At 51.7% G+C, this 24,891-nt stretch carries 25 protein-coding genes; 16 read left to right on the forward strand and 9 right to left on the reverse strand.

Annotated elements, in window-relative coordinates; genetic code table 11:
- Positions 1-40: 40 nt before the first annotated feature.
- Together ACE41H_RS11225 and ACE41H_RS11230 are read right to left on the reverse strand one after the other, a co-directional pair.
- Entirely contained in the window at positions 41-559 is a 519-nt protein-coding gene (locus ACE41H_RS11225; RefSeq protein WP_375355333.1) for a DinB family protein, read from the reverse strand.
- A complete protein-coding gene (locus tag ACE41H_RS11230; RefSeq protein WP_375355334.1) occupies positions 556-1,608 on the reverse strand; it encodes a 1-aminocyclopropane-1-carboxylate deaminase/D-cysteine desulfhydrase in 1,053 nt (350 codons plus the stop codon). The genes ACE41H_RS11225 and ACE41H_RS11230 overlap by 4 nt, the downstream gene beginning before the upstream one ends.
- 172 nt (positions 1,609-1,780) lie before the next feature.
- On the opposite strand from ACE41H_RS11230, the gene ACE41H_RS11235 reads away from it, so the two are divergent.
- The 10 genes from ACE41H_RS11235 to ACE41H_RS11280 all read left to right on the forward strand — a co-directional run bounded on the left by ACE41H_RS11235 (position 1,781) and on the right by ACE41H_RS11280 (position 9,806).
- A complete protein-coding gene (locus ACE41H_RS11235; RefSeq protein WP_375355335.1) occupies positions 1,781-2,362 on the forward strand; it encodes a CGNR zinc finger domain-containing protein in 582 nt (193 codons plus the stop codon).
- Between the two features lie 208 nt (positions 2,363-2,570).
- Positions 2,571-3,533: a metal ABC transporter solute-binding protein, Zn/Mn family gene (locus ACE41H_RS11240; protein ID WP_375355516.1), complete on the forward strand. Its 963-nt coding sequence runs from the start codon at positions 2,571-2,573 to the stop codon at positions 3,531-3,533.
- A gap of 1 nt (position 3,534) precedes the next feature.
- The gene (locus ACE41H_RS11245) at positions 3,535-4,272 is read left to right on the forward strand and encodes a metal ABC transporter ATP-binding protein (protein ID WP_375355336.1); all 738 of its coding nucleotides are present in this window, start codon (positions 3,535-3,537) and stop codon (positions 4,270-4,272) included.
- Positions 4,269-5,183, forward strand: a complete 915-nt coding sequence (locus ACE41H_RS11250) for a metal ABC transporter permease (RefSeq protein WP_375355337.1) — start codon at positions 4,269-4,271, stop codon at positions 5,181-5,183. The genes ACE41H_RS11245 and ACE41H_RS11250 overlap by 4 nt, the downstream gene beginning before the upstream one ends.
- Before the next feature lies 1 nt (position 5,184).
- Positions 5,185-6,060: a metal ABC transporter permease gene (locus tag ACE41H_RS11255; RefSeq protein ID WP_375355338.1), complete on the forward strand. Its 876-nt coding sequence runs from the start codon at positions 5,185-5,187 to the stop codon at positions 6,058-6,060.
- A 504-nt stretch (positions 6,061-6,564) separates the two neighbouring features.
- Positions 6,565-6,705, forward strand: a complete 141-nt coding sequence (locus ACE41H_RS11260; protein ID WP_375355339.1) for a DUF6886 family protein — start codon at positions 6,565-6,567, stop codon at positions 6,703-6,705.
- Between the two features lie 128 nt (positions 6,706-6,833).
- Positions 6,834-7,106 (forward strand): GrpB family protein, encoded by a 273-nt coding sequence (locus tag ACE41H_RS11265; protein ID WP_375355340.1) that lies wholly within the window; start codon positions 6,834-6,836, stop codon positions 7,104-7,106.
- An 11-nt stretch (positions 7,107-7,117) separates the two neighbouring features.
- Positions 7,118-7,447, forward strand: a complete 330-nt coding sequence (locus ACE41H_RS11270; protein WP_375355341.1) for a hypothetical protein — start codon at positions 7,118-7,120, stop codon at positions 7,445-7,447.
- 249 nt (positions 7,448-7,696) lie between these two features.
- Positions 7,697-9,019, forward strand: coding sequence for a stalk domain-containing protein (locus ACE41H_RS11275; RefSeq protein ID WP_375355342.1), 1,323 nt, complete (start codon positions 7,697-7,699; stop codon positions 9,017-9,019).
- A gap of 100 nt (positions 9,020-9,119) precedes the next feature.
- A complete protein-coding gene (locus ACE41H_RS11280) occupies positions 9,120-9,806 on the forward strand; it encodes an HAD family hydrolase (RefSeq protein WP_375355343.1) in 687 nt (228 codons plus the stop codon).
- A 27-nt stretch (positions 9,807-9,833) separates the two neighbouring features.
- Here ACE41H_RS11280 and ACE41H_RS11285 read toward each other — a convergent pair whose 3' ends face one another.
- The 5 genes from ACE41H_RS11285 to ACE41H_RS11305 all read right to left on the reverse strand — a co-directional run bounded on the left by ACE41H_RS11285 (position 9,834) and on the right by ACE41H_RS11305 (position 16,239).
- The gene (locus ACE41H_RS11285) at positions 9,834-11,006 is read right to left on the reverse strand and encodes a YheC/YheD family endospore coat-associated protein (RefSeq protein WP_375355344.1); all 1,173 of its coding nucleotides are present in this window, start codon (positions 11,004-11,006) and stop codon (positions 9,834-9,836) included.
- 102 nt (positions 11,007-11,108) lie between these two features.
- Entirely contained in the window at positions 11,109-12,218 is a 1,110-nt protein-coding gene (locus tag ACE41H_RS11290; RefSeq protein WP_375355345.1) for a YheC/YheD family endospore coat-associated protein, read from the reverse strand.
- Positions 12,215-13,585: a YheC/YheD family protein gene (locus ACE41H_RS11295; RefSeq protein WP_375355346.1), complete on the reverse strand. Its 1,371-nt coding sequence runs from the start codon at positions 13,583-13,585 to the stop codon at positions 12,215-12,217. The genes ACE41H_RS11290 and ACE41H_RS11295 overlap by 4 nt, the downstream gene beginning before the upstream one ends.
- Positions 13,586-13,647: 62 nt before the next feature.
- Positions 13,648-14,814: a YheC/YheD family endospore coat-associated protein gene (locus tag ACE41H_RS11300; protein ID WP_375355347.1), complete on the reverse strand. Its 1,167-nt coding sequence runs from the start codon at positions 14,812-14,814 to the stop codon at positions 13,648-13,650.
- A 57-nt stretch (positions 14,815-14,871) separates the two neighbouring features.
- Positions 14,872-16,239 (reverse strand): YheC/YheD family endospore coat-associated protein, encoded by a 1,368-nt coding sequence (locus ACE41H_RS11305; protein ID WP_375355348.1) that lies wholly within the window; start codon positions 16,237-16,239, stop codon positions 14,872-14,874.
- Between the two features lie 255 nt (positions 16,240-16,494).
- Here ACE41H_RS11305 and ACE41H_RS11310 point away from each other — a divergent pair, with 255 nt between their 5' ends.
- From ACE41H_RS11310 to ACE41H_RS11320, 3 genes are all read left to right on the forward strand, one after another.
- On the forward strand, positions 16,495-16,839 hold the full coding sequence (locus tag ACE41H_RS11310; protein ID WP_375355349.1) for a YlbF/YmcA family competence regulator: 345 nt from the start codon (positions 16,495-16,497) through the stop codon (positions 16,837-16,839).
- A 185-nt stretch (positions 16,840-17,024) separates the two neighbouring features.
- Positions 17,025-17,291 carry a hypothetical protein gene (locus tag ACE41H_RS11315; RefSeq protein WP_375355350.1) on the forward strand — a complete coding sequence of 89 codons (267 nt, stop codon included), beginning with the start codon at positions 17,025-17,027 and terminating at the stop codon, positions 17,289-17,291.
- 426 nt (positions 17,292-17,717) lie between these two features.
- Positions 17,718-19,052, forward strand: coding sequence for a DRTGG domain-containing protein (locus ACE41H_RS11320; protein WP_375355351.1), 1,335 nt, complete (start codon positions 17,718-17,720; stop codon positions 19,050-19,052).
- Between the two features lie 33 nt (positions 19,053-19,085).
- Here ACE41H_RS11320 and ACE41H_RS11325 read toward each other — a convergent pair whose 3' ends face one another.
- Positions 19,086-19,562, reverse strand: coding sequence for a sporulation membrane protein YtrI (locus tag ACE41H_RS11325; protein ID WP_375355352.1), 477 nt, complete (start codon positions 19,560-19,562; stop codon positions 19,086-19,088).
- Between the two features lie 12 nt (positions 19,563-19,574).
- Positions 19,575-19,901, reverse strand: coding sequence for a YtrH family sporulation protein (locus tag ACE41H_RS11330; RefSeq protein WP_375355353.1), 327 nt, complete (start codon positions 19,899-19,901; stop codon positions 19,575-19,577).
- A gap of 187 nt (positions 19,902-20,088) precedes the next feature.
- On the opposite strand from ACE41H_RS11330, the gene ACE41H_RS11335 reads away from it, so the two are divergent.
- The 3 genes from ACE41H_RS11335 to ACE41H_RS11345 all read left to right on the forward strand — a co-directional run bounded on the left by ACE41H_RS11335 (position 20,089) and on the right by ACE41H_RS11345 (position 24,777).
- A complete protein-coding gene (locus ACE41H_RS11335; RefSeq protein ID WP_375355354.1) occupies positions 20,089-23,712 on the forward strand; it encodes a DNA polymerase III subunit alpha in 3,624 nt (1,207 codons plus the stop codon).
- Between the two features lie 133 nt (positions 23,713-23,845).
- Complete coding sequence (locus ACE41H_RS11340) at positions 23,846-24,343, forward strand: phosphatidylglycerophosphatase A family protein (protein ID WP_375355355.1); 498 nt, start codon at positions 23,846-23,848, stop codon at positions 24,341-24,343.
- A gap of 245 nt (positions 24,344-24,588) precedes the next feature.
- Positions 24,589-24,777 (forward strand): glutamate decarboxylase, encoded by a 189-nt coding sequence (locus ACE41H_RS11345; RefSeq protein WP_355318100.1) that lies wholly within the window; start codon positions 24,589-24,591, stop codon positions 24,775-24,777.
- Positions 24,778-24,891 lie beyond the last annotated feature (114 nt).

The raw sequence follows: 24,891 nt of genomic DNA on the forward strand, positions 1-24,891 counted from the left end.
ACAATTCTCGGATATGTATCAGCTGATTGGACATGCCTGATTAGCCGTGCTGAAGTTCCCAAAGCTTGCTGATCCGTTCCAATTGCCCGTATGTGTATGCAACATGGCAAAGATCATGCACGACAACCCAGACGGAGGTGCGCCCTTCCGGAGGGAGATCACCCCAGCATAATACACCGCGGCTGAGATCGATCGGTTGAGGGAGCAGGTCCTTTTCAGATAAATTTTCAAGTGTACGATTTATTTTGGCACTGGTATCCGCAAGCAGCTTCTCCAACTCTTCATGTGTTCCTTGAGCGCCAAATTCATTAGCCCGGACCCGGTCCGATGCAATGCCCCCGACGACATCCCCGATCCAATATCCGGCGGAGCCAAGCAAATGATTCACCAAAACATAAGGACTGTTGTTCATCTGCGGCGGAACCCAATTCAGCGCTTCTGCGGGCAGCCGGCGAATAATTTTAAAGATGTCCTCCAGCAGGCCTGCCGCGATAACCTGCAGGTCCTTCGCCACTTCCACTGCTGCGGTTGACGGCATGTCACTCTGTTTGTTGTTCATGATTTACCTCCGGATTCCTTTTTGGAAAATAAATAAGCCGCGATTTCCTCTTCACTCCTGAACAAAAGGGGAAGGCCACCGGTGTGCATAAAGACGACCGCATCGTAAGGATCAAGTGCTCCACGCTTGGCCAAGTCAAACAGGGCGGCAAATGCCTTGCCCGTATAAACCGGATCAAGAAACAATCCTTCTGTGCTGGCTGCAAGCGATATCGCTTCTATGCATTCAGGTGTGGCTTTTCCGTAACCTTCGCCCATATATTCGTCCACAATGACAATCTCGTCTTCCTGTACGTTGGACTCGCTGCCAAGCAGGCTCAACGTTTCATTGGCAATTCGCCTCGTTTTTTCCTGTTTGATCTGTGCATTTCCGCTGATGCTGATGCCTGCGATGTCGATTGGTTTTGCAGAAAAAAGCCTTCGTCCGGCAGCCAATCCGGCATGGGTACCGCAAGTGCCTGTGGCGAGTACGACCAGCGTACGCTGTCGATGTGGGGCAGTCTCACTTAACTGCGTCACCAGTTCTTGCATGGCCAAGACATACCCCACGGAACCGAGCGCGTCGGTCCCCCCTTCCGGCACGATGTATGCTTTCTCTCCTACTTCCTTTAATTGTTCTGCTTTTTGCCGCATCACTTTGTTGATCAGATCCAGCGATGGACGGCCGTCAGCATGGGAAATAAATTCAACCTGTGCGCCCATCAGCCGGTCCAAAAATAGATTTCCGCCAAGCTCATCCCCCGGATTGCCGGATAAAATCAGGATGGGCTTTAATCCCAGCTTTAGCGCTGCAGCAGCCGTAAGATGGGCATGGTTCGATTGCACTGCGCCTGTAGTGATGACGTATGTACACTGCTCCTTCAGCGCTTGTGCGAGCTGATATTCAAGCTTGCGGATTTTGTTGCCGCCCCCGCCGATGCCCGCCATATCTTCCCTTTTGACATAAAGGGGCCGTCCAAGCCGTTTTGAGAGAACCGCGGCATGCTGAAGGGGCGTCGGCCACACTCCGAGCGCTATTCGCGGCAGGTGAATCCACGAATCTTTTACCATCGCCTCACACTCCAATATTCACTTGAAATAACCCAATAATCATAATTTAAAGGGTTATTTTAAATGAAGTTTACTTTGCTAATAACTAACCTGTCAATATATTTTTAAGGGTTATTTTGTTTGAATCGCTTTAAACGGTATAGTACAATGGGAAGAAAAAAGGAACGATCCGATGTTCAGATTTCAGTCGCAGGAATTGCCTCTCAACTTAATTAACACCGAGGAGATGAAGCGCGGGAGGCTTGTCGATTCTCTCTCCAGCGCGGACAATCTAAAGTTATGGATACAGGAGATGAACGCTAATCAACTGCTTGAGGGGTACTGCTCACATACATTGAAGGGGCTGGAAGTGACCCGGGAGTGGTTGGAGGAAGCTTTGCCTGTCATTCGGGATTTCAGAGCTATGCTGAGAAAGGGACTGGAGGAGATGGCGGATCACGGAGTTCCGGAGGCGGGCTGGGTTGAACGGCTGGAGGCGGTATTGGAGAAGGCGCCCCTCATTTTTAAATATGCCGGCTCAAGTCTAGCAGCAATCCCTCTGGAGAAAGGGCCGCTTGGCCTCATTTCGGTCATTGCTTATCAAACGTTGACTCTCTACGCGGAAGGCAAACTGCAAAGTGTCCGCCGCTGCTCCAACCCCAAGTGTATCTGGCTGTTCATGGACAGCACAGGCAAACGTAAGTGGTGTTCGATGAAAATTTGCGGCAACCGCATGAAAGCAGAGCGGCACAAGCAGTCTGTGCCAACCGAATAGTGCCCAATCAGAGCATTATACATTAACCGCTTCCGGTTTCATCCGGAGGCGTTTTTTTGTTTCTTAATTTTTCTCGAAAGCTATTGACAAAATGAACTTATTCAAATAACTTGTATTTAAGCATAATTGTTTCCTATAGGAAACTTATTGTACATAAGAAATTTTATTGTATATGTACAAAATATCATAAAGAAGGAGATCTTGAATGATGAAAAAAAAGCATACTCAGAAGCGGAAGGTGGCTTTGCTTGGCTTGACCCTGGGATTGTCGCTGATACTCTCGGCTTGTTCTTCATCTGAGGGGAAGTCAGAGGCGCGTGACCCGGGGCAACCCTTGCACGTCGTGACAACCATTGCGCAAATTTCCGAACCTGTCTCGAAGATCGGGGGTGACCGGGTGCAGGTGGAGAGTCTGATGGGGCCCGGAGTGGACCCGCATTTATACAAGCCTACGCCAGGGGATATCAAGAAGCTTGATAGCGCCGAAATGGTCCTGTACAGCGGTCTGCACCTGGAGGCCAATATGATCAAGGTGTTTGAGCAGTTAGGGAAGAACAAGCCTGTAGTCGGGATTGGGGATACCATTCCGGAGGAACAACTGTTGAAGGATACAGGGGGAGCTATCGATCCGCACGTCTGGTTTGATATTGATTTGTGGAAGCAGGCGCTTGAAGCAGCAGCGGAAGAGCTGAAGAAGGCCTCACCAGCGGATGCGGAATACTTTGAAGCGAACAAAAAGGCCTATTTTGCAGAGCTGGACCGCTTGAAACAGGAAGCAGAGGACAAAATGGCAGACATTCCTGAGGAAAAGAGAGTGCTCATCACCGCGCATGATGCCTTCGGCTATTTTGGACGCTTGCTGGATGTTAAGGTGGTGGGACTGCAGGGGCTGAGCACGGAGGATGAAGTCGGGCTGTCGGATATCGAACGTACCGTCGATCTTCTGCTGGAGCATAACGTACCTGCGGTATTTGTGGAAAGCAGCATCAACCCGGCCTCCGTCAACGCGGTCATTGAAGGCGCCAGACAGAAGGGGCTGCAGGTCTCTCTTGGCGGCGAGCTGTTCTCTGATGCCATGGGAGCGGCGGGCACGGAAGAAGGCACGTATCTCGGCATGTACCGTCACAATGTGGATACAATCCATAAAGCTTTGAGCGGAAAGGGAGATTAACATGGACAGTGTATTGAGAGTAGATCATCTGACCGCTTCATACCGTAAAAATAAAGTGCTGAACAATGTAAAGTTCAAGGTCCAGCCAGGAACCCTGACGGCGATTGTAGGACCAAACGGGGCGGGCAAATCCACTCTGCTGAAAGTCATTCTGGAGCTCCACCCCCGTTTGTCAGGAACGGTGTCATGTTTTGGTTCAACCTATGCCCACGTCAAATCAAGGATTGGGTATGTGCCGCAGCGGGGCACGGTGGACTGGGACTTTCCCACGAACGCGCTGGATGTCGTCATGATGGGGTTGTACGGCAAAATTGGCTGGCTGAAATGGCCCAAGCGCGAGCACCGGGAGCTGGCCATGTCCGCCCTGGAGGAAATGGGGCTGGGCAGTTATGCAGACCGCCAGATCAGCCAATTGTCCGGCGGGCAGCAGCAGCGGGTGTTTCTTGCACGGGCGCTCGTGCAGGATGCTGACCTGTATTTCCTGGATGAGCCGCTCGCAGGGGTGGATGCGGCCACGGAAAAGGTCATTATGGATACTCTTAACACGCTCAAAAGCAAAGGACGGACGGTCATGGTCGTTCATCATGATTTGCAGACGGTTGAGGAGTATTTCGATCATGTGCTGATGCTGAACCGGACCGTCATTGCGCATGGGCAGACAGCGGAGGTATTCAATCAAGCCAATATCACGAGAACCTATGGCGGCGTATTACGCTGGATGGGGGATAAGCTGGGATGATGATACTTTCTGCAAACACGCAATGGGTGCTCCTGAGCACGATGATGCTGGGCATGGCGGCCGGTGTTGTGGGCTGCTTTGCCTATTGGAAGAGACAAAGCCTGATGAGTGATGCGTTATCCCATGCCGCCCTGCCTGGCGTAATCGCCGGATTTGCTGTCCTGGGGACGAAAAGCCTGCCGTTCATGCTTGGCGGGGCGGCGGTAAGCGCCCTGCTTGGCGCACTGTTCATTCACTGGATCCGTACCTCAAGCCGGGTCAAGGAGGATGCGGCGATGGGCATTGTGCTGTCCGTCTTTTTTGGACTTGGCATTATGCTGCTCACGCTCGTCAACAGGATGCCGGGCGGGCAGCAAAGCGGACTGGACAGCTTTATTTTCGGCCAGTCCGCGTCTATGGTCAGGCAGGATGTATATACGATGATTGGCGTTACGCTGCTCGTTTTCATTGCCGCCCTTGTGGGCTGGAAGGAATGGAAGCTGTTTTTGTTCGATCCGCAATTTGCCGGCGGGCTTGGGCTGTCCGGCCGTCTGATGAATACGGTGTATATGGTCCTGCTGGTGCTCGTGATCGTCATCGGGATTCAGGCAGCAGGCGTCATTTTGATGGCAGCCCTGCTGATTATCCCCGGTGTAAGCGCCCGTTATTGGACCCATTCCTATGCGGCGATGCTGGGTTTAGCCGCTTTGTTCGGGGGTGGCTCAGGCATTGTGGGCACGCTGATCAGCACCCTGGGCGACGGATGGCCGACAGGGCCATTTATCGTTCTCTCAGCCACTTCCCTGTTTGTCGTTTCATTGGCATTTGGCTCACGTAGAGGGCTGCTTGTCACTTTCCTGCAGCAGCGTGCTCAAAAGATGGAATTGACGAGGCAGACGCCTGCCCGCGAGTCTGTTGAAAGGGGAGCATAATATGTCTTATACCGGATGGATACTGATGACGGCTTCTCTGGTCGGGCTGTCCTGCGGCTTTATCGGCGTGCTTCTGATCCTGCGCAGAATGGCCATGATGGCGGATGCGATCAGCCATACCGTGCTGCTGGGCATCGTGGTTGCCTACCTCGTTACGCGCGAATTAAGCGGGGTACACATGCTGATCGGTGCCGTAGCAGCCGGGCTGCTTACCTCGCTGTTTGTCCAATGGCTTCATGCGCGGGGAGTGCAGCAGGAGGCCTCCATCGGGGTTGTGTTTACAGCTTTATTCGCGATTGGTGTCGTCCTGATTGCCACACAGGTGGGCAATGCCCATCTGGATATACAGCATACGCTGATGGGGGAAATCACATTTATCCCCTGGGAGCTAATGGAGCTGCCGTGGATTGGGGAAGTGCCGGAGGCCGTATTTCTGCTTTCACTAGTCCTGATTACCATATTGGTAGCCATTCTCGCCTTCTATAAGGAGTGGAAAATAACCTCGTTTGACCCTGCGCTGGCGGCCAGCCTGGGCATTCCCGTCGTGCTGATGCATTATGTATTTATGTCGCTCGTCTCGATCACAACGGTGGCCGCATTTGATGCCGTTGGCGCCATCATGGTCGTGGCTATGCTGATTACGCCGGCCGCCGCCGCTTATTTGTGGACGGACCGTCTGCTGCTTATGATGGGGCTGAGCGGGTTGTTCGGAGTGCTGTCCGCATTTATGGGATATTATATAGCGCTGTGGCTGGACACATCGATTTCGGGCTCGATGGCGTTTTCGACCGGGATCGTTTTTATGGTCAGCTTTCTGTTCTCCCCACGCTACGGGCTTGCGGCCAGGTTGGTGCGTCCTGTGGATGTGGAGATGTGAAATTAACTACTGGTCAGGGGCTCCGGCAGATTCAGATGTTGCAAGTGTAAAATTCTTATTTATAATATAGAAACAAGGAATAATGCATATACTGCTTGATGAGAAGGATCTGAGGTTGGAACAGGCAGCTAACGCCCCATGATTTATTTTTATCGTTGTTCAAAATCATGGTTAGGAGATCCGGGAATGTCACCCCGGCTGTCCTTCTTAAAAGAATTAAAAAGGTCGTAGCTTCTATGCTACGATCTTTTTTAATTCAGATTCAGTTTCTGGTCGGTACTTTTTTATGTATCCTTTTGAATTGTAATTTGACCATTTAAACATCTCTCTCCCTTAGAACCCCATTCTTCTACTTCCTAAACGTAGTGTAACACGGGATAGAACGTACCGTCCATCGAGTGTAAAAGAGCGAGTTGCATGTGAATTCCGCATATAAGTTTCGAAAAAAATCGGTTTACTTCATATCTAATAAGAGTAACAGGTAAATTTTGGGGGGTGAGGTCTATGAAGCTATATCATTTTAGCGAGCAAAGCTCGATTGATGTATTTGTACCCAGAGTGAAGGAAAACCGAAGAAATATGTCGCCCGTCGTCTGGGCCATCGATGAGGTCCATAAATTTGCGAATGCAAAAGGCGGATTTTAAAATATTGGCGTTGAAACGGCCTGAAAGGAGCGGAATCATGGAAGACCAATGGAGAATCTCACCTTATCAAACGGAGTGGAAAGGATTGTTTGTGGAGACGGCAAGCCAATTAAGAGAGTCGCTGGGAGATGTGGCGGTGCGGAGTACGTAGGACCCACATCCATGTACGGCAAGCGGGAAGCTTGGCGGAACAAATAACCCTGGTCTTCAGGGACTATTTGCGGACACATCCGGAGGACGGCTTGAGGTATGCCCGGGAAAAGCACCGGCTCATGAAGCTTTATAAGAATGAACGCCCAAAGTATGTCGAAGGAAAAGGGCCAATAGTTTGGGATATTTTACACAGGGCCTATCTCTGGTCGCAAGCGGTCGGTTGGGCGCCTGGCAGGTCTGATATGTAAGAGATACAAAGTTGAAAGAAATTATGCCTAAATTTTTTTTAATATCAGTTCTTTTTTCATGGTTCAAAAGGAGGGATTCGGAGAAAGATGTCGAATGTAGATTTCTATCAGGAATTGAGGTGATAGAAATGAATTCTACATACAAGATATTACAGTCAGATTTGGAATTATTTGCAGCTTCTGTATCCCAAGTTAAGGTTCATGTAGTCATGCCGATGGATAATGTTCCAAGTGTAGTCGTCAACAGCGGAGGAATGATTGAAAAGTTTACACCTGAAGCCGTAAAAATAAACGGTGGATTCTACTTCAGAGACCGATTTGAATTCAGAACAGAGTTATGAGACTTTACCGCCTGCGGTAGAGTCTTTTTTTGCAGAAAACCCCAAAAAAACAGGAAGATTTTAACCAGAAAAATGACCTAAAGGGTTATCAAATCATCCTATTAATGTTACCCTAGTAGAATAAGCCTATCCATTTTTTCTCTGTTTGGGGAGAAAAGCTGCGTTTTAAGCCCAAAATCAACATTGGGCATCTGTATCTATCAAGCAGTAGGATGAGAGCAAAATTGATAGAAGGAGAAGACGACAGTCATGAAATCCAAGAAAAAAACCATTGCCCTGACCGCAGTATCCGTACTTACCGCTTCCGGAGTGATTTTCAGCCAGTCTGCATATGCGGCCCAAGCCACCAAGGCCCTTGAGGCGGTGTATAACAATATCGGCATTACATATAATGGTACTGCAATTTCTTATGATGCCGGAAGCGAGCCATTTATGATTAATGGCACAACCTATCTTCCGCTTCGCCTGGTAGGAGCGGCCCTGAATAAAAATGTAACCTGGGATGGGACCAATAAACGGGTTATTATCGCTGACAATGGGCCGGCCGGGACGGGGGATAATTCCACGCTAACGGCTTTAAACAGCCAGATTAATAGCCTGAACCAGGAGTTGACCACCACCAAAACCTCCATTTCAAGTAAGAATGCCCAAATCACGTCGCTGCAGGCAGATATTGAGAAGCTTAAAGCGCAGCAGAGCAAGACCGTCGACCTCGATGATATGGAGGAAGAGCTGAACGACCGATATGGGGACTACAAAAAAACGGATGTCGAAATCTCTCTCAAAGGGGATGAGGACGATATTACCGTCAGAATTGATGTCAATAAGTCTAAATGGAGAGATTTGACCAGCAGCGTGAAAAAGGATTTCGTTCAGGACATTGTGGACGACCTGCTGAATGAATATGAAGACGCGGATATTTCCGGCGGCATTTATGATTCTGGCAAGCTGGAATCCTTCTCTGTCAGCAGCAGCGGTAAAGTCAGCCTAAGCGGCAGCCCGGCGATGGATCTGGACGAGATGGAGGACGAGCTCAAGGATGAATATGACAGATACAAAAAAACTTCATCGCGGATCTCACTGAGTGGTGACGAAGACGATATTACTGTCAGAATCGATGTGAATAAAGACGGCTGGCGCGAGCTTTCGACCGCCACGCAGAGAAAATATCTGCAGAACATCGTTGATGATCTGCGGGCTGAATACGAAGATGCTAAAATAACGGGCAAAATCTATGATTCCTCTAAACTATCGTCCTTCACCGTCAGCAGCAGAGGAGAGGTGAATCTGAGCTCCGATGTGGATATTGAGGACATCGGGAGCCAGTTGACCAATGATTTCGGCAGTTATTATGGAGCAACTTTCAGCTTCAAGCTGGAGGGGAAAGCAGATGATTCAATAACGGTAAAAGTGTACGTAACCAAGAAGGATTGGGACAGCTTGAGTTCCTACCGCCAATCGTCGTTCAAGTCTGACCTGCGTGATGATGCGTTCAAATTTTTCCCTGATGCGAATGTGTACGGATATGTTTACAACAAGGATGACACAGGCAGCTACTTCGACCGTTTCTAAGGCAGTGCTTCTTCTTTAGTTTACACGGCTCTCCGTTTTTGCTTATGATTACAGGGGATGCTAACACTGCTATGGAATACGGAAGGATGGATAAGTGAGGATGGATACTGCAAAGCACCTGAAGAAGCCGGAAGCGATGATATTCGATATGGACGGCACCTTGTTTCAGACCGAGACACTGCTGCTGCCGGCGTACCACAAGCTGTTCAGCACGTTGCGCGCGGAAGGGCTGTTTGAAGGGGTGACCCCGCCGGAGGAGAGAATGCTGAACAGCCTTGGCATGCTGCTAAGTGATATATGGATGCGCGTGATGCCTGAAGCGAGTGACGCTGCCCGAGCGAGGGCGGATGAGCTGCTGCTGGAACTGGAAATCGAAGGCCTGCAGCATGGAAGCCACCAGCTGTATCCACAAGTCAAGGAGACGCTGGAGGCGCTGCATGACCAGGGAGTCCGGCTGTTTGTAGCGAGCAACGGACTTGAGGATTATGTCAGAGGGGTGGCGGCAGCACATGAGCTGGTGCCATTGTTTGAAGGCTTGTACAGCGCCGGGGAGTACAATACCCTTTCCAAGGTCCATCTGGTTGAACTGCTTCTGGAAAAACACCGCGTATCAAGCGCGTGGATGGTGGGAGACCGTTCCTCTGACGTGGAGGCCGGCAAAGAAAACGGACAGACGGTTATCGGCTGTGCCTATGCCGGCTTCGGCAGGGAAGATGAGCTGAAGGGCTCTGATGTGATCATTAACGATTTTACGGAGCTGCTTCGTCTGTACAAGGACGCGCAATGACTCTGTTTCCGGAGGAAGAGTCCCGTTTCAAGCGGGACCCTTCTTCTTTTTTCTCCCGATACCAGGTTTGAACGTTTTAATTCTTTTCCTCGGCACGTTTGCAGCCGGAGTTGAGCGATATACCCATAATGCATATTCAAGCGGCTGGACAATGGCCTTTCTGTAAGTATCCTTTTCCCCGATTCGCGCAAACACTTCCCGTGAAGGCTTGGGATTGACCTCAAGCAGATAGATCTGTCCTTCTTTATTGATCGCCAGGTCCAAAGCCAGCTCACATAGTCCGCCATAGATTGACTCAAGAAATGAAGCAATCTGAATGCCCAGCTTGCCTGCATTCTCCTCAATACGCCCTCGTAATTCTTCGTCTTTGATCCAGTGATCCAGCAGGACCTGCATGGAAACGGCCCGGCCGCCTCCATGCAGATTGGAAGTGATACTGCGCACCGGACCGATGCGCCCCGCACAGCCGGTCACCTCCCATTTACCCCGGCTGTTTTTTTGTACAAGCATTCTGTAATCATGCACCCGTCCGCTTTCCAGCTCATTAGGTATGCCTTCCTGGACTAAATATTGATCCAGATTCCAGTATCTTATCCAGGCTTGCAGCCGTGTCCGGTGGATGTGTTTGCGGGGAATGATCTGGCGTCTCATGTTCCGCCCCTGGATTATATAAAAGTTGTCATCTGTGCCGGTCTTTTCAATACGGAGAATTCCCCGCCCTCCGGTACCGTTAATAGGCTTTAAATACAACAGACGCGCTTTTTTCAGCATGGCTTCTATATCTTTATAGCTTTTGTAAAGCACGGTTTCCGGCAGGTGCTGCTTGAAGGAAGCCATGCTGGAAAGCACCTCGTAAATCGTCCACTTGTTGCGGAGCGGACGGTTCAGGTAGATCAGGCGGCTGTGCTTTAGTCTGAATTCTTTCAGCTGCTGGAATCGCCCGCCCTTTTGAATCCGGCAGCGGTCGTAGATCATATGGGGGAACTCGCGCCATTTTCGGGTCCATCTGCCTTTGAACGGCTCGTAAATATGTGCCAGCAGCAGCTTGCGTGTCGGATGGACATCCGCTGGTGTAAAGACGAAGACATCCAGGCCGAGACGGCGGCCTTCCTCAATCATTTTTTGATAAACCCGCCGGTCTTCGAACTGTTTCCTCTTGTTGAGGTAGAGTGTCATAATGCCTAAGACGGGCTGCTGCATAGCTATTCACCTGCCTTGGTACTGAATTCTACAGAGTACCATTCGTCGGGAGGATATCTTCTGACAGAAACGATGTGTATCAAGCTTGATCACCTCCCGGATTTAATCCTTTTGCTGTTCGGCCAAATAGGAGCTAAAATAAAAAATTCGTTCCAGAGATTTCTTCCGAATGTCAGGTTCATCAAACTTCATCGGCTTGGCGTTGGCCTCGAAAAACCACAGGTTGCCGGCACGGTCGATTCCGAGATCCATCGACATTTCTCCCACAATTCCGTTCGCGTTGCTTTCAATCTGCCGCGCAATTTGCAACGCCGCTCCCTGAACGCGCTGCAGGTGGGCATCGGTCATTTCCGCCCCAAAGAGGTTGGTCAGCAGTTTTTGCGGATCCTCGATGCTGCCTCCGCGTGGAACATGAGTCGTGATACTGCGGCTGCCAGCCAGCCGCGCTCCGACCCCGCTTATCCGCCAAATGCCCCTACGGTTTTTTTGGGCCAAAACTCTCAGATCGAACGGACGGTTGCGGTTGGTAGCCAGTTCAATCCCCTGCTGGACAATGTATGGGGTGCTTCCTGTTTTACGCTGAATTCGTGACCACAACCTGTTGAAATTGGATGTTTTAAAAATAGCGCTTTTGCGGTTAGTCTGAATATTCAGCCGATAGGAAGTGGGAGTTCTCCTGCTGCAATTCACCTTCATAATACCTTTTCCAGCCTTTCCACTCTCCGGCTTGAGGTAGAGGCAGGGATAGGACTGCAGCATTTTCAGGAGAACTCCCGAATTTTGCAGCCTTTTCGTGGCAGGGACCAGCCCGCGCGTTTTTCCGGAAGTTTTTAATGCCTGAAACAAAGTCCATTTATTGAAGAAGCCGGGATTGTAGAGAGTGATGTCCTTGGCCTGCTGCAGTTCCTCGATACGGCTGCGCACCCAGGGTTTATGCTCATCCAGCCGGTCGGGAATCCGGTTGTATACAACCTGGGGGCGGGGGAAGTACCCCGGCTCCCACTGTTTTGTAGATCTATTGTAGCTGTAGCCTCTCACGGAGGTTTTTCCCGGATCAAGATCTTTGACAGTAACGACATAGACCAGGTGACCCATGCGCGCTCCGGTTTCCAAAATCTCCTGGAAATTTTCCTGGTTTCCGCGGAACATCCGTTTGTTATCATGCATGGTTAGAATGGCGACAATCGGTTTATCCTGTTTCTTGGTAATCACGATTCCTCCCTCCTACGGAACTTACTGAGATAGAGACAGTGCTCAAGTATATGTTCAACGGACGACCTGCCTTCCGAACGCAGCGAAGGATGCTGGAAGATGGATCGTCCGGGCTTGGAGTTCGCTTCAAACATCCACACTTTCTCGGATTGATCAATGCCCAGATCAAAGCCGATTTCCCCGAGCAAATGGGAATGCTGGCGTTCAATCGCTTCCGCTAATAAGATGGCTGTCTTTTTGGCTTTTTCGAGCACCTCTCCGTGCCGGTCGCCGAAGGAACGGGAGAGAGCCCTCTCAGGCGTCAGAAGAGACCCCCCGTTTTTAATATGAGTGGTAACGCTGCCCCGGCCGGCCTTTTTGGCTCCGATGCCGACGACAACCCACTTGTTGGAGCCGTTCTTGTGCATGTGAAACCGGAAATCGATCGGGCAGCCGTCGATTTCAATCAGCTGGATTCCCTGCTGAACAACATATCCGCGCATGGACGATCCCAGTTTTGCATGCAGCATTCTGTATAAAGAGTTAAAAGAGGTAAACCGGAGCAGCGCATTGCTTTTATTTTTGCGGTAGCGTGCGTAAAACCCGCGCTGGGGAAGCATGGAAAGACGGTAAATTCCTTTTCCGAGACTGCCGGCGCTCGGCTTGTAGTAAACTACCTGATGCCGTTCAAGCATTTCCAGTATCATTTCCCTGCCGGGATTCACGTGATATTCCGGAATATAGCGCGCGGCTACCTGATCTCTCTCCAGTATGCGGTAAATGTCGGATTTGTTAAAGAAGCTCCAATTGAAAAACGGAATTTTCCGGCGTATAAAGCGCTCCCGCAGCAGATTGGTGGAAGCGGAGAAATCATATTTTCTGCTCGGAAGCCGATTGTATACGACATCAGGCAGAGGGACCGATTTACGGGTAAATGTCCCATTCTCTGTCAGAAAATAACCCAACACCGTCTCCGCCTGCCAGTTGATGTCCTTCGGCGTGAAAGCGAAGATGTAAAATTGTTTGCTTCCTGCCTTCAGAAGCTGCTTAATGAATCCGGTTCGTGCTCCGAAGGGACTGGCGGAGGAGCCTCGGCCATCGGACAGCACACCGATCAGAGGTCCCAGCTGCACTACTCCGTCTTCATTCTTCAGATAGATGGCTCCTGCTTTGGGAATCCTGATTGCATTGCGTACACCGGAAGTCAGGTATAAATGCCTTCCCGGTTTATTAATCCGTTTGACGGTTGCCGGAATCCGGCCTTTCCCGAGCTTGAGCTGAACCGACTTGCTTCCCGAGAGATTTAAATTTTTATACAGCGCACTGGAGATATAAACGACTCGATCGGGCTGTGCCGTGAAATGAACATTACAAGGGGTCAACCTCATTTATTTATCCTCCTATCCCGGCCGGGCATGAAACTGCGGCCATGCATGCCAGCCGGGTCAGCTTAGCTGAAAACTTGGGATGTTGTAAGTGTGCCAGTGCGGATCGCAGCCGGGACTTGCCGTTGCATTAAATGCCGTGCATAGAGAAGCGGACGGGCTACTGCAGCAGCAGCACCCGCTTGATCTCCAATCTCTGTAAAAACGGCCCGCCCCGGTTTGGAGTTAACTTCCAGAATCCACAACTGCCCCGAACGGTCAATGCCAAAATCTATGCCCAGCTCACCGAGCCGGCCGTACCGGGACTCCAATACTGGCGGTATATACATGGACAGTTGATTGATTTTCTGCAGAACACTGCTTGCTTTGTCTGCGCCAAACTGGTTATGCAAATAATCTGCAGCTTCCCGGGCCTTTCCTCCGCCATGCAGGTTGGAAGTCAGGCCTCCTGGTTCACCTTCCCGGACAGCGATCCCGGTCAGTCTCCATTGACCTTTTCCGTCCTTTTGCACGAGAGCACGGACATCGAAAGGATGACCTCGGGAACTGTGTAAATTCAACAACGGCTGAATAATATACGGCTGCTCCCGAATAAATGCGGCAATCCAGTCATATGCTTGATCAAAACTGGAGAAAGTGTGGGAAAATGGCCGGTTGTTGCGGTTACGTCCCCGAAGAGAGAGCGGGGCTTCGCCGGAATCCTCTTGATATTGCAAACAAAGCGTTCTTTTTCCCTGCATGCCGGATTGCGGTTTCAGAAACACACCCTGATATCTGGAAAGAAGATCCCGAAGGTGGTCCCTGCTGAACTGTACGGTCAGGGGCAGACAGCCGGATAGCTGAGGATCATGTCTTAGCGTAACATGAACCTGCCATTTGCCCGGGAGACTGCCGGATAGGAAGGTACATGGCCGTCCGAGTCTGGATGCCAGGCGCCGCAGCCGGGACCGGGCCGTCCTTCCTTCCCGGTAATTGCAGCAGCGGTTATAAATAATTTCCGGCAGGGAGAAGCTGCAGGTGTGCCAAGCCCCGTCACGGTGCACGAAGCCGTCGATCCGTCCGGCTTCCGGGTGAATGCCCTCTGCATTGAAGGCAGCGACATGTATACCGAGCCGTCTGCCCGTTCGGATCAGCCTACGGCAGAAGCCCGGCTCGCCAATGGGGATGGAGCTCCTGGCCGTACTGACAAGCACGCCCAGCATCGGTTTGGAAACAGCATGTAAATCCAACATACGGAGTGCCTCCTAATCGGACGATTTTCCGGAAAACGACGGACCGGATTACACAGCTTAAAAACCGGTCAAATGGCAGGAATACTCCAGCAATTTCAGAACGGAAGGGCGAATCTTCACATCCCCGAGGGCGGTGTTGTCATTTTTGGATGGCTTGGAATTGACTTCAATCAGCCAGACGCGCCCTGAATGATCGACAGCCAAATCAATACCCAATTCACCGAAGTGGGTGGGGATCGCATGGTCGATCCCTGCCGCAATTTTCAGCGCTGCCGTCTTGAGCTTCGTCTGGGCATTTGCTTTGGCGGCAGCCGAAAGGGTGGTCTTGGCAATCGCATCCTTCACGGTGCTGAGAGTCCCCCCTCTGGCCAGATTGGAAACAAAATGGCTGCCTCCGGCTATGCGCGCAACGATTGAGGTCACATTCCATGCGCCACTGCCGTTTTTTTGCACCAGGGCGCGAAAATCCACGGGGCGCGAATTATGGTGAATCAGCGTAAGCCCCTGCTGGATCTGGTAGCTGGTGGTCCGCATCTTGCCTGACAGGCTGGTATACATCTTGGTGGCGTTAGGATAGTTCTGTTTGAGCGGCGAGCCTGTGGTGGTGGTCAGCATAGTGAACGAACCGTCAGCATTTTTGTTGATGCGTATAATCCCTTTACCGAGGCTGCCGCGCACCGGTTTGACGAATACCTGGCTGTACTGCCCGCACATCCGCTTGAAAACAGCAAAGCTGTCCAGTAGATGGGATTCGGGTAAATACCGCCGCAGTAAACCGCTGCTTTTTAACGCGTCAAATACCTCGTGCTTATCGAGAAATTTTTCGTTAAACACATGGGAGCCGTAACGGGATTTTACTTCTTTCATGAATTGCTGTACGCTAGGTTTGTTCTCAAGCTTGCGGGAAGTCAGGCGGTTATTGACGACATCGGCTGTCGGAAACTCAGTCTTTTTCCAGCCATTGCTGAATACCCAGCCCTCGACCCGGCCTGGATTGCCTAAAATATGAGCGGGTGTAAAAAAGTACACATATGCGCCCTGTTTGTCGCATGCACTGGATAATTCTCGGCAAAATTGAGTTATCTTACCAAAAGGTTTGTCATATTGCTCGGGATAATCCTGGCTGATAAGGACGCTGATCAGCGGGCCCAGCCGGAGTGTCCTGTCCTTCGGCCTATATTGGATACGTACCGTACAGTCTGAGAGGATTCCCATACTGTGGGCGGTTCCGCTGCCGAGTTGTATTCCGTCATACCGTGGGACAGAGATTGCAGTTATTTCCCGGCGGAATGAGCCGAATACCAATTGAACAGAATCCCCTGTCTGAAGCTTCAACTGCTTCAGCAGTTTTTCACCAACCATAAGGACGTCATCCTGCAAGATGCCCGATCCCATAACCTGAACCGTTATTTTTTTTTTGGACATCATGGATCTCCTTCCGGGCTGCAACTTCGATGTCTGAGGGAGGCAAGGGCTGCTTTCAGTACATTGCATGTAGTTCATCATATGAGGACATATATCCCTTGGTGATTAGCCGCTATTTAAGATCTCAGAAAGTATAAGCCTCGAAGCACAAGCTTCCTGAGATCGCAAGAAAAACTTCCGCTAAAGGCGGTCGGTCTTCTGTGAAAGTACGTCGATAGGCGTTTTTCTTATAAAAAACTTGGAGGAATGCGAATCATGAATATTTATGACAAAGCCCACGATTTGGCCAAGGCACTGAAAGAAAGTACGGAGGTAGAGGAGATTACTTCCGCTATGAAGTTGATTGATGCGGATCCTGAAGCGAAGCGGATGCTGGATAATTTTCGGGAAAAGCAGATGGATATGCAACAGCGTATGATGAGCGGCGACATGCCTGATCAGGGAGAGATGGAGAAGCTGGAAAAGCTGTTTGAGGTGCTGAGCATGAATCTGAGCATTCGCAGACTCTTTGACGCGGAACAGCGCCTGAGCGTCATTATTGAAGATGTCAACAAAATTATTACAGGCAGCATGCAGCATTTGTACGGACCTTCTATTTAGGCTCGGCTGAATTCAAGATTCGATGTCGAGTCCGCTTCCTGACTTCCTTCGTGATCAAAAGATGACTTTTTGAACTACCTCTATAAGTTTGTCTCATATTTGCGCTTCCTTCCTCATAGACTAGATACATAGATTCGCAATCAGGTTCATTCTGATGGCGGGGTAAGGAAGGAGACCGGTGTGGTATGAACAATAAGTGGAAACATGGTGTCTATGTGCTGGTAGCCCTGGCGATGGTGCTCATTGCCGTTCCGCGCATTTCGTTGACCGGAGGCTTGAACCTTGTCAACGGATTCGGCATTGTCTGGGTGCTGTTTGCGCTGATGGTCATTGGCGCTAATCTTCATTTCCTGCTTGGCGTAGACGACGAGAAGCGCAAAGCGCTGGAAAGAGTCCGCAGAGCGAAGCTACAGCAGTGGCAGCTGCAACTGGACAAGGAGCGCGGAAGATGATGCGTGGGGGAGTCCCGAAAGTCCCTATTGACCTGGGGGCTCCCCTTTTGTGTGCTCTGAAGCGCTTCGAGAACGAAGCATTCCTACAATCGCTGTTGACCCTTCGGGCCAAAGGCGAACGCTCCGCTTTTCCGGAATTGCTTCGTCCTCTCCGCTGACTGCGTGCTTATTCCCACTTGAAAAATAAGGAGTTGCTGCGGCGGTCAAAAATGGACTTCCAGGGACTTCTGCATTGGGGTTAAATGGTCAAGAACAAGGTGTAGATTTTTTCCTTGTTCTTGACTTTTTTTACTTTCTTAATAGGAGAGGTAATCTCACTGAATGAAATATTACTTTAAGGCATCCCTTCCTGGTTTTACTTCTGCTGTGCGGAGTGGTTATAATAGATACAGATTAGTACAGATCGAGCGTGGGGGTGAAACAGTTGTGGAGGGTTATGATGAAACGGTAACGAAGCATGAGCAGCTTCTGCGGCATATTGAGGAGCTCAAGATCGGGTCCAAAATATCCGTGCGGAAGCTGGCCAGGGAGACTGGGGTCAGTGAAGGAACGGCTTACCGTGCCGTCAAGGAAGCGGAAAATCTGGGAATTGTCATCACGAAGGAACGGATTGGCACGGTGCGTGTGGAGAAAAGGCCGCGCGGGATGTCCGAGCAGCTGACCTTTGCCGATGTGGTCAAAATTGTGGAGGGTCATGTGCTGGGCGGAAGCGAGGGGCTGGAGCAGCCCTTGCATAAATATGTGATTGGAGCCATGCGGGAAGAAGCGATGGCTCGTTATATCGACCCGGGCAGCCTCCTTATTGTGGGCAACCGGGATAATGCGCACTTCCTGGCCCTTGAGCAGGGAGCCGGGGTATTGATCACCGGCGGCTTCGGCACGACGCGCGACGTCAAGCTGCTGGCGGATAAGCTGAACCTGCCGATCATTTCTTCACGCCACGATACATTTACAGTAGCCTCCATGATCAACAGGGCGATCTTTGACCGGCTGATCAAGAAGAAAATTATGCTCGTTGAAGATATTACCGCCCACAAGCCTAAGCTGCACACCCTGAAGGGCGGCAGCACAGCAGGGGATTTCGAACGGTTGGCCCGGTCTGCCGGTGAGCACCGGTTTGCGGTCGTGGACGAATGGAACCGCCTCGTCGGTATCGTCAGCCGTGCCGATGTGGAGGGGCTTATGCCGGAGCAGACGATTGACAAGGTGGTGATCCGTAATCCGGTTACAGTGTCTCAGCAAACCTCACTGGCTTCCGCAGCGCAGATTATGACGTGGGAGGGCATTCACTACCTGCCTGTCGTGGACCGCAGCCGCAAGCTGGTGGGTGCCGTTACAAGGCGTGAGGTGCTGGAGGCGCTACGCAGCGCGCAAAAGCAGCCGCAGCTCGGAGAGACGTTCGATCATCTGATCTGGAACGGTTTTGTCGAGGAAAGGGGAGCGAACGGAGAACTGATGTTCCGTGGCTTTATTATCCCGCAGATGGCTACGAATCTTGGAACGATCTCTGAAGGCGTGCTGATCGACATGATGACCCAGGCGGCCTATCGCACAGCCAAGGATGTGACGGGCAGTGACCATGTGCTTGACAATATAACCACATATTTTATCAGGCCTGTCCAGATTGAGGATTCGGTGCTGATCCGTCCGGCTATTCTGGAAACGAGCCGCCGCTTGTGCAGGCTTGAAATTGAAATTTTGCGGGAGAACAGTCTGGTGTGCAAAGGAGTCATGACGATGCACTCCATAGATCCGGGCTGACAGCGGTTCTGTTTCAATGGAGGGACAGGCAGGTCAGCTCCGGATATAGGGACGGACTTCAATCCAGATTTGCAGCACGTTCTCCATGATCAGCATCGTTTTGATCTGGACGGCATACTCCTTTTCACGAACTGTATAGATTTTGCGGTTCAGCAGGGTGCGCACCAAGCGGCTGTCGCTGTCAATTTCGAAAATGTCCCTGCCGCGCAGCACCTCCATATCGTCATACAGCTGCTGAATGATTTCCTTGATGTCGACAGAATCGATTTTTTCTGCGGAAGCCTGCTCGGCGGTAATTTTAATTTTTTTAATAACCGTTTGTCTGTCGCTGAGCTGCTGCAGTGTCTTGTTGTCCTCTTGCGCCTGCTGCAGCTGCAGCCGCAGGTCCTGATTCATGGCCCAGAGCTCATTGAAGCGGTTGTGCCACACCGTGTTGTAAATAATCGCTCCGAACACCATGCCGAGCACGATAAGGGCGGACGACCGGATTGCCTGTAATAATTTATTCATAAGCCACCCAGCTCAGCCGCGGCTGCTGCACACCCATTTGACTAGTTCGGTGCCCATGTGTGCGCCGAGAAAGGCAAAGATCAGATACAGAATCTGCTTGATGGCCGGAGAAAGGTTCCCGTCCAGCATATTGCTCTCAATGACCCGCATGGGATCAATGGTGCCGCCGACGGCGGCCGCCAGCGCCCATATTTTAATGCGTCCGGCAACATCCAGCATGGTTTGCGTAGGCGGCTGGAGCGAGACAACCGCCCCCATTCCGCCCAGCAAGGCACCTCCCAGTACGATCCCAAACGCAATGAAGAAATCCAGAATGGCTTTGGAGATAAATGTGCTCATTCGGCCCGTGCTCCTTTCGACTTGGCGAAGCCAGTTTGATTCAGTCCCGGGATGCACACTTGTCCGCTCAGGGCTGTACTTTATTCTATGGGCGGGCTGTTGCAGGATATGATAAAATAGTTCCATTAAACGGTTGAAAATCAGTGATAGACTTTTGCATATACAACGGGGAAAGGAAGAGAAGCGTATGAGCTCTTTTGTGCATTTGCACGTTCACAGTGAATACAGTCTGCTGGACGGCGCGGCTCGTACCCTGGACCTGGTTAAACAAGCCGCGGCAGGCGGGATGAAGGCGCTGGCCCTGACGGATCACGGGGTTATGTACGGCATCATCCCTTTTTACAAGGCCTGCATTGAACATGGCATCAAGCCGATTATCGGGTGTGAAGCCTACCTGACGGCAGGCTCCCGCAAGGAGCGCGGCAGCCGCAAGGATCAGCCCATATACCATCTGATACTGCTCGCCAAAAATATGGCGGGCTACCGTAATTTAATGAAGCTTTGCTCTATCGGGCATCTGGAAGGCTTTCATTATAAGCCACGCATAGACATGGAAAGTCTTGCTGCACATCGTGAAGGGATTATCTGCCTGAGCGCCTGCCTGGGCGGCGAGGTGCCGCAGCACTTGCTTCACGGCCGTGAGGAGGAAGCGCGGCGGGCGGCAAGACGTTACCTGGATATTTTTGGAGACGACTTTTATCTGGAGCTGCAGGATCACGGGCTGCCTGAACAGAAGCGGGTGAATATGCTTTTGGTTGCGCTTGCCCATGATATGGGCATTCCGCTTGTGGCGACCAATGATATTCACTATCTGACCCGTGAGGATGCGGAGGTTCAGGATGTGCTGATCTGCATTGGAACAGGGAAAACCGTGGAGGATGAAGGCCGCTTCCAAATTCCGACGGATCAGCTTTATTTCAAGAGCGCGGAGGAAATGGCCCGGTTGTTTCCCCACATTCCTGAAGCGCTTGAGAACACGGTGAAAATTGCACGTCAGTGCAATGTGGAGCTGGAATTCGGTAAATCGATCCTGCCGGCTTACCGTCCTCTTCCCGCGGGAATGACGCCTGCCGCCTATTTACAGCAGCTGTGCAGTGCGGGTCTGGAGAAGCGTTATGCTTCCAGCCCGCTATGGACAGACCCGGAAGGGCGGCGGGAACTGGAGGCCAGACTGGAATATGAGCTTAGCACGATCGAGAACATGGGATTCAGCGACTATTTTTTGATTGTATGGGATTTTATCGCATTTGCTCATCGGAACGGGATTGTAACCGGGCCGGGAAGGGGCTCCTCGGCAGGCAGCCTCGTTGCTTATGTGCTGGAAATCACGAATGTTGACCCCATCAAGTACAAGCTGCTGTTTGAGCGGTTTCTGAACCCTGAACGGATCACCATGCCGGACATCGATATCGATTTCAGCGACGAGCGGCGGGACGAAGTGATTGCTTACGTGGCAGAGAAATACGGACGTGAACATGTGGCCCAGATCATTACCTTCGGAACGCTTGCCGCCAGGGCCGCCGTACGCGACGTGGGTCGGGTGCTGAATGTGCCATACGGTGAAGTGGATAAAGCGGCGAAGCTGATTCCGGGGCAGCTTGGCATCCATATCAGCAGGGCGCTTGAGATCAGCCCCGAGTTGAAGGAGCAGTACGAGACAAAAACACAGACCCGCAATCTGCTGGATATGGCCATGAAGGTGGAGGGCATGCCGCGCCATGCCTCGACCCACGCTGCGGGTGTGGTCATTTCGCAATCTCCCCTGACGGATGCGGTTCCGCTGCAGGAGGGCGGGGAAGGCATTCCGCTGACCCAATACTCCATGGAAAATCTGGAATCGATCGGTCTGCTCAAGATGGACTTTCTCGGTCTGCGGACTTTGTCCATTATCGAGCGCTGTCAGCAGTGGATTCGGGAGCAGTATGGCCAGCATCCCGATTTCAGCAACATCCGTGATGATGACAGCCTTACCTATGACATGCTGGGACATGGAGATACGACAGGCGTATTCCAGCTGGAGTCGGCGGGAATGCGGCGTGTTCTTAAGGAACTGAAGCCTTCAGGCTTTGAGGATATCATTTCCGTGCTGGCGCTGTACCGACCGGGTCCGATGGAGTTTATCCCGCGGTTCATCGAGGCCAAACACGGGAAAACGGAGGTTCAATACCCGCATCCCGATCTGGAGCCGATCCTCAAGGATACGTTCGGTATTATCGTTTACCAGGAACAGATTATGCAGATCGCATCCCGGATGGCGGGCTTTTCACTGGGAGACGCCGATTTGCTGCGTAGGGCGGTGTCCAAGAAGAAGCGTGAGGTACTGGACCGGGAACGCGGACATTTTGTGCAGGGCAGTCTGAAGCAGGGATATTCGGAAGCCGAGGCAGAGGCTGTGTATGATATGATCGTCCGTTTCGCCGACTACGGTTTTCCGCGGGCCCATGCCGCCGCCTATGGTGTGCTGGCTTTCCAGACGGCATACCTGAAGGCCCATTACCCGGTGCATTTCATGTCCTCCATGCTGGCCGCTGTGATGGGCAGCCACCGCAAGGTGGCGGAATACGTTGTGGAATGCAGGCGCATGGGGATTGAGGTGCTGCCGCCGGATGTCAATGAAAGCGGAGTGCTGTTTACGCCTGTAGTCCCGAACGACCCGGACGATTCAGCGAATGAGGGTATGTCAAGACCAGGCAACATTCGCTTCGGCCTTGCAGCCATCAAGAACGTCGGGACCCAGGCAATGGAAAGCATTCTGGCGGTCCGGGCCGAGAAGCCGTTCGGAAGCCTGCTGGATTTCTGCCGCCGTGTGGATCTGCGCGTCTGCAACAAAAGGGTAATCGAATCGCTGATTCAGGCGGGCGCATTCTATTCATTGCCGGGACACCGCGCACAGCTTCTCGCCATGCTCGACGAAACGGTGGAGGCAGCCCTGAAATGGCGCAAGGAACGGGATGATCTGCAAATTCAGCTGTTTGATTTTGTGGAGACACCGAACTGGGACATCCCGTATCCGGAGGTGCTTCCATTCAGCGGAAGCCAGCAGCTGGAGCTGGAACGTGAGCTGCTGGGATTGTATTTATCCGGCCATCCGCTGGACGATTTCGAGGAAGATCTGGAAGCGGCCGCTGCCGACAGGCTGATGGAGCTTGCCGAAGCGGAGGACGAGGCGGTTGTGGTCACGGCGGGCATGGTTGTCTCGGTCAAAACGATCACGACGAAGCAGGGTAAACCCATGTCCTTTATCGAGCTGGAGGACCAGATCGAACGCTGTGAGGTTGTACTGTTTCCCGAAGTGTGGCGACGCAGCCAGCGGCTTGTGGAAAAGGGGGCTTTGCTCGCCGTGCGTGCGAAGGTTCAGCAGCAGGATGAGCATTTCAAGCTGCTTGCCGACGAAGTTGGACCGCTTGGCAGGGAGGAGCTCAAGCGGCTGCAGCGCCGGCTGCCCGGCGCTGCAGGGGCGCCGGCCGCAGGCTCCGCAAACGGTGCGGCACGAACCAATACGCGCCCACAGGCCGGTAGTGCGGCGGTCCAGACCGCGCCGTCTAGGGCTGCCGCTGCCGCTTCTGATCATAGTGCCTCTGCCCCGCGTGTATTTGTCAAAATTACTCGGCAGGCCGAGGAGGATGCAGAGCTGCTGGCGCAGCTCAAAGAGGTGCTGCAGGAGCACAGCGGCCCGCTTGAAACCATATTGTTCTACGAGAGCAGTCAGAAGCTGCTGGCACTCAGCCAGGCATACAGAATCCAGCCGTCACATGAGTTGATCGGACAACTGGAGGCGCTGCTCGGCAGGGACACGGTCCGGGTTAAATGACTCAAATTGGATGATTTTAGAACTATTTGGCTTTCTTCCGCATACACTTGAGAACATTGGCAAACTGTTTCAAAATTTTTCGCTTGCTCGCAAAGCCGAACTATTGCGGCTGCGGTGAAACGGAGGGAGTCTAATGTCACAGGTGTATGTAGAGGAGCTGCTAAAACGCAGAGGGGTCGGGATCGAATCCATTGCAGAAATTGTTTTTCATTTGCAGCATGGCTATTATCCAGATTTGACATTAGAGGAATGTGCCGAGAGCGTCAGGGCCGTCCTGCAGAAAAGGGAAGTACAGTATACGCTTTATACCGGCATCGCACTGGATGAATTGGCGGAGAAGAGGCTCTTGCCCCCGCCGCTGCAGGAGATGATGGAGGCTGACGAACCGTTGTTTGGGGTCGATGAAACCCTTGCTCTCGGCATCACCAGCGTGTACGGCATGATCGGCTTGACAAGTTTCGGATATGTGGATAAAGATAAAACAGGCATTATGAAGCTTCTGAACAACAAGGAGCAAGGCGTGCACGTATTTTTAGATGACCTTGTCGCAGGCTTGGCGGCGGCAGCCTCCGCAAGAATTGCGCACCGGAATGCAGGAGCCAGGCACTATCCAACCCCGGAGCGGAGCTGAACAATTCTATAATCGCAAGAAGAACTTCCGCTAAACGCGGTCTGTCTTCTGTGAAAGTACGCCGATGGACATTTTTCTTAATTTTTTAAATAACGGCAGAGCGCGCTTGCAGCCTGTATTGCCTATGTTTATCGGCTTTGAGGGCCTCCCTTCACCAGGGGGGTCTTTCTTGCGGGAAAAAAGAAAGGTATGGTATCATTGTTTCATTATACGGACTCAGAACATAATACTTGGGGGGTTAAGAGGTGTGGACGGTGATTTATATTGCGCCTACGGCCAAGCTGGCCGAGAGGATCAAGCTTAAACTGTCCGAGGAAGGCTTTCTTGTGAAGACGCGCGCGATCAGCGCTTCTAAGCAGCAGTTTGAGATACTCGTCCCTTCCGGAGAAGTCGAAGAAGTTCAGGAAGTGCTTAATTCCATTTTGCACCCCTGAGTCCGAAACGGCGGCAGTGAGCATGAGAAGAGCATGGATAACGGTGACGCCTGCAGGCGTCGGCGGCTGATATCATATCGTAATTCAGGTGCCGCATAGGCGACACGATGACCT

The organism is Paenibacillus enshidis (assembly GCF_042136365.1).
In the GTDB taxonomy this organism is placed as follows: Bacteria; Bacillota; Bacilli; order Paenibacillales; family Paenibacillaceae; genus Paenibacillus; species Paenibacillus enshidis.

Coding starts and splice junctions, on each gene's coding strand:
- ACE41H_RS11225 (WP_375355333.1), bottom strand. CDS start 559: ATGAACAACAAACAGAGTGACATGCCGTCAACCGCAGCAGTGGAAGTG.
- ACE41H_RS11230 (WP_375355334.1), bottom strand. CDS start 1,608: ATGGTAAAAGATTCGTGGATTCACCTGCCGCGAATAGCGCTCGGAGTG.
- ACE41H_RS11235 (WP_375355335.1), top strand. CDS start 1,781: ATGTTCAGATTTCAGTCGCAGGAATTGCCTCTCAACTTAATTAACACC.
- ACE41H_RS11240 (WP_375355516.1), top strand. CDS start 2,571: ATGAAAAAAAAGCATACTCAGAAGCGGAAGGTGGCTTTGCTTGGCTTG.
- ACE41H_RS11245 (WP_375355336.1), top strand. CDS start 3,535: ATGGACAGTGTATTGAGAGTAGATCATCTGACCGCTTCATACCGTAAA.
- ACE41H_RS11250 (WP_375355337.1), top strand. CDS start 4,269: ATGATGATACTTTCTGCAAACACGCAATGGGTGCTCCTGAGCACGATG.
- ACE41H_RS11255 (WP_375355338.1), top strand. CDS start 5,185: ATGTCTTATACCGGATGGATACTGATGACGGCTTCTCTGGTCGGGCTG.
- ACE41H_RS11260 (WP_375355339.1), top strand. CDS start 6,565: ATGAAGCTATATCATTTTAGCGAGCAAAGCTCGATTGATGTATTTGTA.
- ACE41H_RS11265 (WP_375355340.1), top strand. CDS start 6,834: ATGTGGCGGTGCGGAGTACGTAGGACCCACATCCATGTACGGCAAGCG.
- ACE41H_RS11275 (WP_375355342.1), top strand. CDS start 7,697: ATGAAATCCAAGAAAAAAACCATTGCCCTGACCGCAGTATCCGTACTT.
- ACE41H_RS11280 (WP_375355343.1), top strand. CDS start 9,120: ATGGATACTGCAAAGCACCTGAAGAAGCCGGAAGCGATGATATTCGAT.
- ACE41H_RS11285 (WP_375355344.1), bottom strand. CDS start 11,006: ATGCAGCAGCCCGTCTTAGGCATTATGACACTCTACCTCAACAAGAGG.
- ACE41H_RS11295 (WP_375355346.1), bottom strand. CDS start 13,585: ATGAGGTTGACCCCTTGTAATGTTCATTTCACGGCACAGCCCGATCGA.
- ACE41H_RS11300 (WP_375355347.1), bottom strand. CDS start 14,814: ATGTTGGATTTACATGCTGTTTCCAAACCGATGCTGGGCGTGCTTGTC.
- ACE41H_RS11305 (WP_375355348.1), bottom strand. CDS start 16,239: ATGTCCAAAAAAAAAATAACGGTTCAGGTTATGGGATCGGGCATCTTG.
- ACE41H_RS11310 (WP_375355349.1), top strand. CDS start 16,495: ATGAATATTTATGACAAAGCCCACGATTTGGCCAAGGCACTGAAAGAA.
- ACE41H_RS11315 (WP_375355350.1), top strand. CDS start 17,025: ATGAACAATAAGTGGAAACATGGTGTCTATGTGCTGGTAGCCCTGGCG.
- ACE41H_RS11325 (WP_375355352.1), bottom strand. CDS start 19,562: ATGAATAAATTATTACAGGCAATCCGGTCGTCCGCCCTTATCGTGCTC.
- ACE41H_RS11330 (WP_375355353.1), bottom strand. CDS start 19,901: ATGAGCACATTTATCTCCAAAGCCATTCTGGATTTCTTCATTGCGTTT.
- ACE41H_RS11335 (WP_375355354.1), top strand. CDS start 20,089: ATGAGCTCTTTTGTGCATTTGCACGTTCACAGTGAATACAGTCTGCTG.
- ACE41H_RS11340 (WP_375355355.1), top strand. CDS start 23,846: ATGTCACAGGTGTATGTAGAGGAGCTGCTAAAACGCAGAGGGGTCGGG.